At 64.9% G+C, this 12,208-nt stretch carries 16 protein-coding genes and 1 tRNA gene; 7 read left to right on the top strand and 10 right to left on the bottom strand.

Annotation, left to right across the window (positions count from 1 at the left end; all coding sequences use genetic code 11):
- Positions 1 to 59 precede the first annotated feature (59 nt).
- The 4 genes from ACWAT4_RS31660 to ACWAT4_RS31645 all read left to right on the top strand — a co-directional run bounded on the left by ACWAT4_RS31660 (position 60) and on the right by ACWAT4_RS31645 (position 2,666).
- Positions 60 to 923 (top strand): sulfurtransferase, encoded by an 864-nt coding sequence (locus tag ACWAT4_RS31660; protein WP_449728950.1) that lies wholly within the window; start codon positions 60 to 62, stop codon positions 921 to 923.
- Between the two features lie 97 nt (positions 924 to 1,020).
- Positions 1,021 to 1,710, top strand: coding sequence for an RNA polymerase sigma factor (locus tag ACWAT4_RS31655; RefSeq protein WP_212297624.1), 690 nt, complete (start codon positions 1,021 to 1,023; stop codon positions 1,708 to 1,710).
- A 91-nt stretch (positions 1,711 to 1,801) separates the two neighbouring features.
- A complete protein-coding gene (locus tag ACWAT4_RS31650) occupies positions 1,802 to 2,335 on the top strand; it encodes a DUF4142 domain-containing protein (protein ID WP_212297625.1) in 534 nt (177 codons plus the stop codon).
- Between the two features lie 10 nt (positions 2,336 to 2,345).
- Positions 2,346 to 2,666: a cupredoxin domain-containing protein gene (locus ACWAT4_RS31645; RefSeq protein WP_212297626.1), complete on the top strand. Its 321-nt coding sequence runs from the start codon at positions 2,346 to 2,348 to the stop codon at positions 2,664 to 2,666.
- A 41-nt stretch (positions 2,667 to 2,707) separates the two neighbouring features.
- Here ACWAT4_RS31645 and ACWAT4_RS31640 read toward each other — a convergent pair whose 3' ends face one another.
- Positions 2,708 to 2,974 (bottom strand): hypothetical protein, encoded by a 267-nt coding sequence (locus ACWAT4_RS31640; protein WP_092227477.1) that lies wholly within the window; start codon positions 2,972 to 2,974, stop codon positions 2,708 to 2,710.
- 101 nt (positions 2,975 to 3,075) lie between these two features.
- On the opposite strand from ACWAT4_RS31640, the gene ACWAT4_RS31635 reads away from it, so the two are divergent.
- A complete protein-coding gene (locus ACWAT4_RS31635; RefSeq protein ID WP_449728949.1) occupies positions 3,076 to 3,216 on the top strand; it encodes a hypothetical protein in 141 nt (46 codons plus the stop codon).
- 12 nt (positions 3,217 to 3,228) lie between these two features.
- Here ACWAT4_RS31635 and ACWAT4_RS31630 read toward each other — a convergent pair whose 3' ends face one another.
- From ACWAT4_RS31630 to ACWAT4_RS31620, 3 genes are all read right to left on the bottom strand, one after another.
- Positions 3,229 to 3,606 carry a TIGR02301 family protein gene (locus ACWAT4_RS31630; protein WP_212298043.1) on the bottom strand — a complete coding sequence of 126 codons (378 nt, stop codon included), beginning with the start codon at positions 3,604 to 3,606 and terminating at the stop codon, positions 3,229 to 3,231.
- A gap of 144 nt (positions 3,607 to 3,750) precedes the next feature.
- On the bottom strand, positions 3,751 to 4,185 hold the full coding sequence (locus tag ACWAT4_RS31625; protein ID WP_449728948.1) for an NUDIX hydrolase: 435 nt from the start codon (positions 4,183 to 4,185) through the stop codon (positions 3,751 to 3,753).
- Positions 4,186 to 4,355: 170 nt separating this feature from the next.
- Complete coding sequence (locus ACWAT4_RS31620; protein WP_212297628.1) at positions 4,356 to 4,853, bottom strand: hypothetical protein; 498 nt, start codon at positions 4,851 to 4,853, stop codon at positions 4,356 to 4,358.
- Between the two features lie 63 nt (positions 4,854 to 4,916).
- On the opposite strand from ACWAT4_RS31620, the gene ACWAT4_RS31615 reads away from it, so the two are divergent.
- Positions 4,917 to 5,675 (top strand): SOS response-associated peptidase, encoded by a 759-nt coding sequence (locus ACWAT4_RS31615; protein ID WP_212428101.1) that lies wholly within the window; start codon positions 4,917 to 4,919, stop codon positions 5,673 to 5,675.
- A gap of 168 nt (positions 5,676 to 5,843) precedes the next feature.
- Here ACWAT4_RS31615 and ACWAT4_RS31610 read toward each other — a convergent pair whose 3' ends face one another.
- From ACWAT4_RS31610 to ACWAT4_RS31585, 6 genes are all read right to left on the bottom strand, one after another.
- Complete coding sequence (locus ACWAT4_RS31610; RefSeq protein ID WP_212297630.1) at positions 5,844 to 7,037, bottom strand: CaiB/BaiF CoA transferase family protein; 1,194 nt, start codon at positions 7,035 to 7,037, stop codon at positions 5,844 to 5,846.
- A gap of 34 nt (positions 7,038 to 7,071) precedes the next feature.
- Complete coding sequence (locus ACWAT4_RS31605) at positions 7,072 to 8,001, bottom strand: glycine/sarcosine/betaine reductase selenoprotein B family protein (protein WP_212428100.1); 930 nt, start codon at positions 7,999 to 8,001, stop codon at positions 7,072 to 7,074.
- Positions 8,002 to 8,351: 350 nt separating this feature from the next.
- The gene (locus tag ACWAT4_RS31600; RefSeq protein ID WP_212428099.1) at positions 8,352 to 8,933 is read right to left on the bottom strand and encodes an NUDIX hydrolase; all 582 of its coding nucleotides are present in this window, start codon (positions 8,931 to 8,933) and stop codon (positions 8,352 to 8,354) included.
- A gap of 209 nt (positions 8,934 to 9,142) precedes the next feature.
- The gene (locus ACWAT4_RS31595; RefSeq protein ID WP_449728947.1) at positions 9,143 to 9,577 is read right to left on the bottom strand and encodes a GNAT family acetyltransferase; all 435 of its coding nucleotides are present in this window, start codon (positions 9,575 to 9,577) and stop codon (positions 9,143 to 9,145) included.
- Positions 9,574 to 11,001 (bottom strand): FAD-binding oxidoreductase, encoded by a 1,428-nt coding sequence (locus tag ACWAT4_RS31590; protein ID WP_449728946.1) that lies wholly within the window; start codon positions 10,999 to 11,001, stop codon positions 9,574 to 9,576. The genes ACWAT4_RS31595 and ACWAT4_RS31590 overlap by 4 nt, the downstream gene beginning before the upstream one ends.
- 17 nt (positions 11,002 to 11,018) lie before the next feature.
- Complete coding sequence (locus tag ACWAT4_RS31585) at positions 11,019 to 12,008, bottom strand: L-threonylcarbamoyladenylate synthase (protein ID WP_212297635.1); 990 nt, start codon at positions 12,006 to 12,008, stop codon at positions 11,019 to 11,021.
- A gap of 68 nt (positions 12,009 to 12,076) precedes the next feature.
- Here ACWAT4_RS31585 and ACWAT4_RS31580 point away from each other — a divergent pair.
- Positions 12,077 to 12,153, top strand: a tRNA-Pro gene (locus ACWAT4_RS31580).
- The last annotated feature ends 55 nt before the right edge of the window (positions 12,154 to 12,208 follow it).

The following is a 12,208-nucleotide window of genomic DNA, read 5'->3' as shown; positions in this document are numbered from 1 at the left end:
CCTGTGGTTATGGGTCCCGGCCTTCGCCGGGACGACATCGGGGAGGGGGAGTGCAGTCAATGACCCAACCCCTCATCACCGCCGGGCAACTCGCCGCCATCCTCGGTGACCCCAATCTCCGCATCTACGATTGCACGACCTATAACGAGCCCGTGCCGCCAGGCAGCGACGTGCCGTATCGCGCCGTCCCCGGCGACAAGACCTTCGCGGCTGGCCACATCCCGGGCGCCGATTTTCTCGACCTGCAGGGCGAGTTCTCCGACACCTCTGCGCAACAGTTCTTCATGATGCCGGCCGTGGCCCAGCTCGAGGCCGCCTTCGGCCGCCACGGCCTCGATGCCAACAAGACCATCGTGCTCTACAGCATCGGCACCATGATGTGGGCGACCCGGTTCTGGTGGATGCTGCGTTCGCTCGGCCTCGACGCGCAGGTGCTCGATGGCGGCTTCGACAAATGGAAAGACGAGGGACGACCTGTCGAGACCGGCGCCCCGAAGGGCTATCCGGCGACGACCTTCAAGGCGACACCGCGCGCGGGCTTCTTCGTCGACAAGAGCTTCGTGAAGGCGCGGATCGGCGATCCCTCGACCGTCACCGTCAACGCGCTCGGACCGCAATTTCACAAAGGCCTCGAGCCGAGCCGCTATGGCCGGCCGGGCCGCGTGCCCGGCAGCGTCAACGTATCGGCTGCGACGCTTGTGAATGCCGACAGGACGCTGACCTCGCTTGCGGACGCCGAAGCGAAATTCGCGGCGGCGGGCGTCACGCGCGACAAGAACGTGATCCTGTATTGCGGTGGCGGCATCTCGGCGACGATCGATTTGCTGATGCTGACGCGGCTCGGATACGACAAGCTGACGCTTTACGATGCCTCCATGGGCGAGTGGGCGAGGGACCCGTCGCTGCCGATCGAGACGGATTAGGGGGAAATCTTACGTTCCCGCGGAGGGTAAGAAAGTTGGGAACCTTTTCTGCCAGCCTGCATCCAATGTCCGGAACCAACGGAGACAGGTGACCGCCATGCAACGGACCGCAGCCGGCCTGCCCGCCGGCGCCAGAACAACGGAAGCCGAGCTGATCGGCCGCGCGCGCGACCGGGACGAGGCGGCGCTCCGCGAGATCATGCAGGCCAACAACCGCAGGCTTTACCGTCTCGCGCGCGGCATCCTGCGCAACGACAGCGAAGCCGAGGACGTGGTGCAGGAGACCTATGTCCGCGCCTTCACCCATCTCGATGGCTTCAGGGGTGATTCCGGGTTGTCGACCTGGCTGTCGCGCATCGCGATCAACGAGGCGCTTGGCCGCGCCAGGAGTCGCAAGCCGCATGTCGAGCTCGGCGCAGTGCCGGAAGAGGCGCTCGAGGCGCAGATCATCAAATTTCCCGTCTCTCCTCCAGGCGATCCGGAAAGGACCATGGCCCAACGTGAAATCCAGCGCGTCGTCGAGCGCGCCATCGACGAGTTGCCGGATGTATTCCGCATGGTTTTCGTCGCACGCGTCATGGAGGGGATGTCCATCGAGGAAACCGCCGATTTGCTCGCCGTCAAGCCCGAAACCGTGAAGACGCGACTGCATCGCGCCCGCACCATGCTGCGCGAGAATGTCGAGAAGGAGATCGGCCCGGTGATGATGGACGCGTTCCCGTTTGCCGGCTGGCGCTGCGAACGTCTGACCGAGGCGGTGCTGAAGCGGCTCGGGATCGGTGGCTGAATTTTCTCGGGAACGTTCGCGCGAAACTCCCATCCAATTCCTGTGAAGCAACGCGCCGGCAAAACATCCGGCAGCACAGGAGTGTCAAACCATGTTCGTTCGTTGGAGCGCGGCGATCGCCGCAGCCATTCTGCTGTCCAGCCCCATGCTGCTGCAAGGCGCACGTGCGGCCGACAAGCTCACCGATCCGCAGATCGCCCACATCGCCTACACCGCCGGCGTGATCGACATCAACGCGGCCAAGCAGGCGCAGAAAAAGGCCAAGAACAAGGACGTCAAGGCGTTTGCCGAGGACATGCTGCGCGACCACGAAGCGGTCAACAAGCAGGCGCTGGCGCTGGTCAAGAAGCTCAACGTCACGCCTGAAGACAACGACACCAGCAAGACGCTGTCGAAGCAGGCGAGCGACAAGCTGGCCGAGTTCGACAAGCTGGACGGCGCGGCGTTCGACAAGGCCTATGTCGCCAACGAGGTCGCCTATCACAAGGCGGTCAACGGCGCATTGGAGACCCAGCTCATTCCGTCTGCCGGCAATGCGGAGCTGAAGAGCCTGTTGCAGACCGGCCTGAAGATTTTTCAGGGTCATCAGCAGCATGCTGAGCATGTCGCGGCTGAGCTGAAATAGGAGGCGTGTGATGAACCCGGGACGCCTCGGATCAATCGGGCTTGCGATTGCCTTCCTGTCGCTGGCCGTCCCGGCGCATGCCGCGACCATCGAGATCACGATGGAGAATCTCGTGATCTCGCCGGCGGAGGTGTCAGCGAAGGTCGGCGACACCATCGAATGGATCAACAAGGACGTCTTCGCCCACACCGCCACCGCGAAGAACGGCGATTTCGACGTGACATTGCCACCGAAGAAATCGGCGACTTCAGTGCTGAAGAAGGCGGGGACGGTCGAGTATTACTGCCGCTATCATCCCAACATGAAGGCGACGCTCAAGATCGAGCCTTGACGAATGGCTGCGCTCGCGGGGCGGGGCGTTCCCGGCGGTCCTTACTGCCTCGCGAGGCAGACCGAGAATTCGCCGTTGCGGATGCGGGCGGGAAACCCCTCGACGAACTTCGCCACCGCGTCCTCGCCATAGGTGCCGACGAGCTCGGCGAGTGCCGCGAACAGGCTCGCCTGTGCGAGGCAGTCGCCGTCGACACCGTCATGGCGCGCTTCGGCCCAGGCCTCGTTCAGATAGCTCAAGGCGGCCTGTTTCTGCTCGTGGTCGGGCAGCGGCGCGCGGGCGGGGGCGTAGGAAATCGGCTGGCTCATGAAACTCGATCAGGGCTGGGGCGCGATCCACGGCGATGCGCTGCAGATGAGGTGTAGCACGCGTATTAACGTCCGCTAGGGCACATCTTTAAGAACGGTTAATGGGTGTGGACAAAGACGATGACAGGGTTCCGCTGCTCGTCATTCCGGGGCGCGACGAAGTCGCGAGCCCGGAATCCATCGTGCTATCAACTCTGCGGCTCGATGGATTCCGGATTCGCGCTGCGCGCGCCCCGGAATGACGGAGAGAGAAGCTAGTTCGCGTAGCGCGCCGTCAGGTCCCGCGAAATCTTCGAGCCTTCCTCGATATAACGGCGGATCGCCACCGTCGCCGCCGGCGTGCAGCTCCGATAGGTCTGTTGAAAACCGTTAAAGCCGCGGTTGAAGGCCGCAATCATGCGGGTGCGGCGCTCGCCGGCGGGGGTTTCGGCATCGATCAGGGCCTGCATCTCGCTGCGCCATTTATTGCCCTCGTTGGTGCCGCAGATGCCGCGCAGATAATGCAGGCCGCCGAGAATCTCGGCCAGTCGCTGCAAATCGGCGTCGAACGGCGCCGCCACATCCTGGGCCCGGGCGGGCGCGGAGGCGCAGGCGAGAATCAGGGCAAAAATGGCCAGAAATCGCATCGACATCGGCGGGCTGTATGCCCCCTCGGGGTCGGGGAAGCAAGGCAAGGTTAGGGGCGCAGTGAAGGTGCGCTCCCTCTTGCGCTTGCGGGGGAGGGTCGGGGAGGCCTCTCCCGCAAGCAAGCGGGAGAGGTGCAGTTCGCGGCTGGCTTAAGTCAGGATCAGCCGGTGAGCGGACTGGACGATCTCCTCCAGCCCGCCGGTCAGCTTGAGATCGCCGAGGCTCCCCAATGCGTCCGGGTCGATCCAGCGGTAATCGTCGAGCTCGTCGTTGAGGGACGGTTCCCTGGCCACCCAGCGGGCGGCAAAGGACATGATCAAATAATGGCCGGCTCCGGGGGCCGCTGGCAGCACCTCGCGCCAGCCGGCAAGGCCAATGATTTCGATCCGAAGCCCGGTCTCCTCGTCGACCTCGCGGCTGAGCGCCTGATGCAGCGATTCGCCGAATTCGACCCGGCCGCCCGGCAGCGAGTAGAAGCCCTTGGCGGGGGAGCGGGCGCGGCGGGTCAGCAGCACCTTGCCGTCGCGGAAGATGGCCGCGCTGACCGCGATCTGGGGATGGGTGGGCTGGGCGACCGAAGCCATGGCTTCGTCACCTCTCCCCAGCGGGGAGAGGTCGATTTGCGCGGCAAATCGGGTGAGGGGGCACCGTTCCTGCGAGGGATCGCAAGCCCTCACCCGGCGCGATGCGCCGACCTCTCCCTATGGGAGAGGTGGTCCGGGTTCGCGGCGGCCTTTGATCGAATCTCATGAGCTCAGTTCGCCATGATGGTATCGACGTCGGCTTCCGCGCCGCCATTGATGATGCCGCCGCAGGTCGCGATCAGCGGCTTGACCCAGAGAGTGGCCTGCTCGGCAAGGCGGACGCGGGTCGTGTCCTTCTCGACCTCGCGCATGGCCGAGCCGACCGCGGTCAGGATCGAGGTCATGGTGTCCGTGATGTGGTCGAACTGGGCACGCACGTTGGGAGCGGCCTTCTCATAGGCCTCGATGGCGAGATCCCGCGCCCTGAAGTTCGAGGCCGTAAAATGCTCGGCATAGGACAGCGGCGACCAGGTCAAGAAGTCCTCAGCGCATTCCGGCATGTCCGGGATCATCTCCAGGAGCATCACGGCTTCATTGAAATGGTTGAGATAGTCGGTGGCAAGCCCGGTCCGCGGGTTGATGTTGGCCACGCGCAGGCGCTCAGCCCAGGCCGCGGCCTCGGGGCCCGTCTGTGCGCGCGTCGCGGGTTGGGAGGCCATTGAGCTCATCGGCCGCAGTGTTAACGTTCGGGGTTAAAAGGACCTGAACGGACCCTATATAGACGCCCTAAGATGTGTGGACGCTTCGTCATAACTTCGGCCCCCGCGGCTTTACGGCAACTGTTCGGGTATATCGAGCAGCCGAATTTCCCGCCCCGGTACAATGTCGCCCCGACGCAACCGATTCCGGTGGTGTTGGTCGAGAATGGCGCCCGCCATTTCAGCTTGATGCGCTGGGGATTGCTGCCGAGCTGGGTGAAGGATCCCAAGAGCTTTACGCTGCTGATCAACGCGCGCTCGGAGACGGTGCTGGAGAAGCCCGCCTTCAAGAAGGCGATTCGCCGCCGGCGTGGGCTGATTCCGGCCGATGGCTATTACGAATGGAAGGCGGTTGACGGCCGCAAGCAGCCGTTCTTCATCCATCACGCCGACGGCGCGCCGCTCGGCTTCGCCGCGGTGTTCGAGACCTGGATCGGACCTAACGGCGAGGAGCTCGACACGGTCGCGATTGTCACGGCAGCGGCGGGCGAGGATCTCGCCGCGCTGCATGACCGCGTACCTGTGACCATCAGCCCGCGCGATTTCGAGCGCTGGCTCGATTGCCGCGGTGATGAGATCGATGCGATCCTGCCGCTGATGACGGCCCCGCGCCTTGGTGAATTCGTCTGGCACCCGGTTTCCACCCGCGTCAACCGCGTCGTCAATGACGACGAGCAATTGCTGCTGCCGATCAGCGCGGAAGAGATGGAGGCGGAGGCTGCGAAGCCGAAGAAGGCGGTGCGGAAGGTTGCGGCCGCGTCATCAGATGACGGGCAGGGGTCGTTGTTCTAGGCAAGACGGGGTCACGAAATATGCTGTCGTCCCGGCGAAGGCCGGGGCCCATACCCCCAGGGAGCAGTTGTTGTGCGCGATGGTCGTGGGCAACCTTCGCCAAACTCAATTTCGTGGTAGTGGGTCCCGGCCTTCGCCGGGACGACGGTTGAGTTTGTGGCGCTACCTTCACACGATTTCCCTTGCCCTCAAGGCCGCAATCTCCGCCGCATCGAACCCCAGTTCGCCCAGCACCGCATCGGTATCCGCGCCGAGCTCCGGTGCCATCCGGTCCAGCCGTCCGCCACCATGCGCGAGCTTGAACCCGCTGCCGGCAAAGCGCAGGCGGCCGTAGGGCGTATCCAGCTCCTGGATCGCGCCGCGGGCCTTGATCTGCGGATGATCAATGACTTCCTCGACCTTCCAGATGCTGGCGCAGGGCGCGCCGGCGTCTTCCAAAATCGTCTCCCATTCGCGCGCCGGCTTTTTCGCAAGCGCCGCCTCGATGATGGCGCGCAGTGCCGGCTCGTTCTCGTTGCGGGAAAACCAGTCGGCGAAGCGGGGATCGTTCAACGTGTCCTCGCGGCCGAGCGCCGCCATCAGCGCGCGGTATTGTTTTTCGTTGTTGACGGCGAGCAGGATGTAGCCGTCACCCGCCCGAAAAAGGTTCGCCGTGGTCTTACGGCTCACGGCCTGGTTGCCCGACAGCTGCTGGCGATGGCCCGCGACCGACCAGTCCGCGATCTGGCCGGAGAGAAACGCCATCGTCGCCTCCAGCATGGAGACGTCGATGAGCTGGCCCTTGCCGGTGCGGTCGCGCTGGTAGAGCGCGCTCGACACGCCGAACGCCGCTGTCGCACCGGAGAGCACGTCGCACACGGCAAAGCCCGCGCGCGTCGGACCCGTCTCGGGATGGCCGGTGATCGCCATGATGCCCGACAGCGCCTGTATCTTGCCGTCATAGCCGGGCCGCAGGCGATCCGGGCCGGTCTGGCCGAAACCTGACACCGCGCAATAGATCAGCTTGGGATTGATCGCCGAGAGCGCCTCATAGCCGATGCCGAGCTTGTCCATCACGCCCGGGCGAAAATTCTCCATGACGACGTCGACGGTCGCGGCGAGCTTCTTTACGATCGCGATCGCCTCTGGCTTTTGCAGGTCGAGCGTCAGGCTGCGCTTGTTGCCGTTGATGGCCTGGAACGCCGGCGCCAGCCCGCGCTCGGCCCATTCACGAGAGAGCGGCGTGCGGCGCATGTCCTCGCCCTCGCGCCGCTCGACCTTGATGACGTCGGCGCCGAGAAGCGCGAGCTGATAGCTCGCATAGGGGCCGGCCAGCACTTGGGTGAAGTCCAGGATCTTCACGCCCTCGAACGGTCGCGTCACGCCTCTCTCCCTTGATTGTTGTTATTGGAGGACGTCAGGCCGCGCGGTTGCCGCGCGCGATCTCCTTCTGCTTGTCGAATTCGGCGCGGCGGCGCGCCAGCTCTTCCGGCGAAAGCTGCGCGACATTGTTGTAGTCGAGCTTCCAGGAGGCATCCTCGTTCCAGCGCAGCGGCGACTGCATCGTGGTCTGCGGCCCGCTCGCGCTCTCCAGCAGCCGAAGCGCCAGTTCCAGCGTCTGCGCCTGCGAGGCAACGTCGTGCGGCTTGCCCGCGGAATTGCCGAGCGGGAAGTCGCTGAACAGAAAGCGCGGCACGGCGGCATGCTCGATGATGTCCTTGGCGCAGCCCATGATCACGGTTGGAATGCCGTTGGCCTCCAGATGCCGCGCCACCAGCGCCGTGGTCTGGTGGCAGACCGGGCAGTTCGGCACCAGCACGGCGGCATCGACCTTGTCCGCGAGGCAGCGCGCCAGGATCTCCGGTGCGTCGGTATCGAGCGTGACGCGATGGCTGCGATTGGTCGGCGCACCGAAGAAGCGCTGGCTCACCTCGCCGATGCGCCCCGAAGCGGACGCCTTCAACAGTTGCGGCAGTGGAAACCAGGTGCCGTTGTCGGTGGCCGTGGTGTGCTTGCGGTCGTAACCGATATGCGAGATGCGCAAATCGTGCTGCTGCGAGGTGTCGCCGTCATAGACCTGGTAAAATTTCGCGCTGCCATTATACGCCGCACCCGGACCCTGGTCGCCCTTATCAGGATCGTACGGCGCCGCGGTGGTGATGATCGTCACGCGCGACTGTGCCAGCGGCCTGTTCAGCTTCTGGAACGGCGCCTCGATGTAGTGCGCCCAGCGATACGGCGTGGTGTAGCCGATCGCGGTGTAATAATCCCGCGTGCGCTGCATATAGGGGATGGGGGAGTCGTAGTCGGGCGCAAAGCCGAATTCGTCGTCGCGCGGAGCGGACATGGGCGCGTCTCCTGGTTCTTGATTGGAGCCAGACTAGAGATAGTTTTCGGGGTGCTCAACAGGGGGCAGCGCGGCGCAGGACAGAATTGCAATCCAGCAAGGGAGCCGCGTGGTCTTACCCTCTTCCCTTGTGGGTGTTCAGACCGGGGAGAGGGTGGCTCGCCGCGTCGCGGCGAGACGGGTGAGGGGTATCTATCCGCGAATCCAATTCGCATTTGAATACGCGGCGACATACCCCTCATCCGGCGCCCTGGCCGAAGCTTCGCTTCGGCGTTCTTAAGAATGGCGGCCGAAGGCCGCCTATGCCACCTTCTCCCACATGGGGCGAAGGGAAGAAGCCAGCGGCAGGCTCACCTGAAAATATGCAGCGCGGCGTATTGCAGCAGCATGATCGCCTTGGCGTCGATGATCCTTCCGTCGGCGATCATCGCTAAGGCCTCGTCGATGCCGAGCTCCAGCACCTCGATGTCTTCGCCCTCGTGCGCGAGGCCGCCGCCGGCGCTGACGCGCATCGCAGGCTCGTACTCGGCGACGAAGAAATGCAGCTTCTCGGTAATGGCGCCCGGGCTCATGAAGGCCTCGAACACTTTCTCGACGTGATGCAGGCGATAGCCGGTTTCCTCCTCGGCCTCGGCGCGGATGCGCACCTCGGGCGCGGCGTCGTCGAGCACGCCGGCGGCCGCTTCGATCAGAAGATCGTCATAGCCGCGGATGAAGGCCGGCAGGCGGAACTGGCGCACCAGGATCACGCTGCGCTGTGCGCGATTGTAGGGCAGGATGGCCGCAGCATTGTCGCGCTCATAGGTTTCGCGCTTCTGCGTTTGCCATTCGCCATTGCTGCGGCGGTACTCGAACGTGGTGCTCTTCAGCGTGGTCCAGCCGTTCGAGAGCACGCGGATGTCCTTGATGCGGACGCGGTCGGAGATGGTCATTGCTGTCTCTCTGTTGTCTTCACCTCGCCCCGCTCGCGGGGAGAGGTCGATTGCCTCGGCGATGCGAAGCATCGTCCGGTGCAATCCGGGTGAGGGGGTACAGGTCCGTCGACGATCTCGCGTGGGGAGAGAAGCCCCTCACCCCAGCCCTCTCCCCGTAAGAACGGGGCGAGGGGGCGCAGGTGCGTTCGAGGCCACATCTTGGTTGCCTACGAACTGGCGCGGCCGTCGAGCCACTTCTGGAACATCACCGAGGTCGATAGCTCGAAGCCCAGCGAGTCATAGAACGCATTGGCCTGCGCATTCTCGCGCCGGGCCAGCAGCTGAAGTTTTGCGATGCCGGCCGCGCGCAGCCAGTCCTCGGCAGCCGCCATGATCGCCCGGCCATAGCCGCGCTTGCGGCCATCGGGATCAACCGCGACGTAATAGACCCAGCCGCGATGGCCGTCATGACCAACCATGACGGTGGCGACGATCGCGCCGCCGTCGCGGCCGACCAGCACCGTCGAATTGTCGCGCCGCCGCGCCAGCGCGATATCGGCATGCGGATCGTTCCAGGGCCGCGTCAGGCCGCAGCGCTGCCACAGCGCCACGACGTTCTCGACATCGGCATCCCTGATCGCGTCGATCGCAAGAGCGCTCACAGCACCTTCCCCGGATTCATGATGCCGTGCGGATCGAGCATCGACTTGATCGATCGCATCAGCTCGATCGCGGTCTTGTCCTTCACCTCAGGCAGCTCGTCGCGCTTGAGCACGCCGATGCCGTGCTCGGCCGAGATCGAGCCGCCCATGCGCAGCACGATCTCGAACACCACGGCGTTCATCTCGTGCCAGCGCGCGAGATAATCCGCGGTGTTGGCGCCGATCGGCTGGCTGACATTGTAATGCAGATTGCCGTCGCCGAGATGGCCGAACGGCACCGGCCGCGCGCCGGGGATCAGCTTCACCACGGCGGCGTTGGCTTCTTCGATGAACGCGGGCACCGCGGCGACGGGAACGGAGATGTCGTGCTTGATCGAGCCGCCCTCAGGCTTCTGCGCCGACGACATTTCCTCGCGCAGCTTCCAGAAATTGCCGCGCTGGGTGAGATTGGCCGCGATCACGGCGTCATCGACGATCTCCTCCTCCATGGCGCGGGCGAGGATCGTCTCCAACGGCGTGCGGGCATCGTCGCTGGGGGCGGACAATTCCATCAGCACGTACCAGGGATGCTTCTCGGCGAGGGGATCGCGCACGTCGATGCCGTGGCGGACTGAGAAGTCCACCGCCATTTCCGAGAGCAGCTCAAAGCTCGTCAGCGCATTGGCAGCCTCGCTCTGCGCGATCGTTAGCAATTTCAGCGCCGCCGCCGGCGATTTCAGTCCGACATAGGCGGTCTCGACCGCGCGCGGCTTCGGAAACAGTTTTAATGTCGCCGCGGTGATGATGCCGAGCGTGCCCTCTGCGCCGATGAAGAGATTGTGCAGATTGTAGCCGGTGTTGTCCTTCTTCAGCTTCGACAGCACGTTGAGCACGCGCCCGTCGGCCAGCACGACCTCCAGCCCCAGCGCCATCTCGCGCGCGACGCCATAGGCGAGCGCGGCAGTGCCGCCGGCATTGGTCGAGAGATTGCCGCCGATGGTGCAGCTTCCTTCCGCACCTAACGACAGCGGAAACAGCCGGTCCACGTCGGACGCCTTCTGCTGCGCAATTTGCAGCACCACGCCTGCCTCGCAGGTCATGGTGTTGGAGGCGGTGTCGACCTCGCGGATTTTGTCCAGCCGCCGCAGCGACACCACCACCTCGCCATTGTGCGGGGTCTGCCCGCCGACGAGGCCGGTGTTGCCGCCCTGCGGCACCAGCGCGATTTTGTGCTCGGAGGCGAGCTTGCAGATCGCGGAGACTTCCGCGGTCGAGCCCGGGCGTAACACCAGCGGCGAGCGGCCGTGGAACAGATTGCGCTCCTCGGTGATGTAAGTCTGGATGTCGGTCGCGTCGGTGATGGCGTGCTTGTCGCCGACGATCTTGCGGAATTGGTCGATCAGTTCGGGCGCGAGCGGCGGAGTGGCGGATTGATTGATGTTCATCGTCTCGTCTCTACTTCTTATCGTGCCACCGCAGCACGCCGCAGCCGGTCGTTGATCGCTTCGCCCAAGCCTTCTTCAGGGATCGCCATCACGGCAATCGCCTTCGGTGCCTTCGCATCGAGGCTGCGAAGATAGCCGAACAGATTGGCGGCGGCTTCATCGAGATCAGCCGCGGGCGACAAATTCATGACAGCCGCGGCCGCCTTCTGGCCCGGCAAGCGGGCAGGGCCGAATGCCAGCAGCGCCTCACCCGGCGCAACGTCCTGCGCGCGAAGCCGTACATGGGCGCGCGGCGCGTAATGCGAGGCCAGCATGCCCGGCGCCAGCGGCTGGCTGTCGTCGCTCTCAGTCTCCACCGGCGGCCGCGCCAGCGGCGCGCCCAGCACGGCCTCGATCCGCTCCCGCGAGAGCCCGCCCGGGCGGAGCAGCATCGGCGCCTCGAAGCAGCCCACAATGGTCGATTCGACGCCGACCGCGACCGGCCCGCCGTCGACGATCAGGTCAATCCGTCCCGCAAGATCGTTCTCGACATGCGCGGCCAGTGTCGGCGAGACGTGGCCCGAGATATTTGCCGAGGGCGCCACCACCGCCCCGCCAAAGGCCCGCAAGATCGCTTCCGCCACGGGGTGGGCGGGAATGCGGATCGCAACCGTGTCGAGGCCCGCAGTGGCAAGATCCGCCACGGGGCAGTCGTCCGTTTTCGGCACCACCAGCGTCAGCGGTCCTGGCCAGAACGCCTCCGCGAGCCTCAACGCGCGCGCATCGAATCGCCCGATCCGCCGCGCAGCCGCGAGGTCGGCGACGTGGGCGATCAGCGGATTGAAGGCCGGCCGGCCCTTGGCGCTGTAGATATGGGCGACCGCCGTGGCGTTGGCGGCGTCCGCGCCGAGCCCGTAGACGGTCTCGGTCGGAAACGCGACCAGCCCGCCGGCCGCCAAGGTTCGGGCGGCGGCTTCGGCGGCGGCTGGGCCTGCCGGTAAAATCGACGTTTCAAGACCCGTTTTCACAGGGGCAAAATTCCTCATCTCGGCCGCTTGCGGTGCGCCAAACCCGACGCTATAAGCCGGCCTCTTGTCGGAGTGTGGCTCAGCCCGGTAGAGCACTGCGTTCGGGACGCAGGGGTCGCAGGTTCGAATCCTGCCACTCCGACCATTATTTCAAGTACTTATAGTGTCGATGTTTTTCGCGCGCAATGAAATGCGCAATG

Source organism: Bradyrhizobium sp. T-1 (genome assembly GCF_053592855.1).
This window is presented reverse-complemented; position numbering and strand designations above follow the sequence as displayed.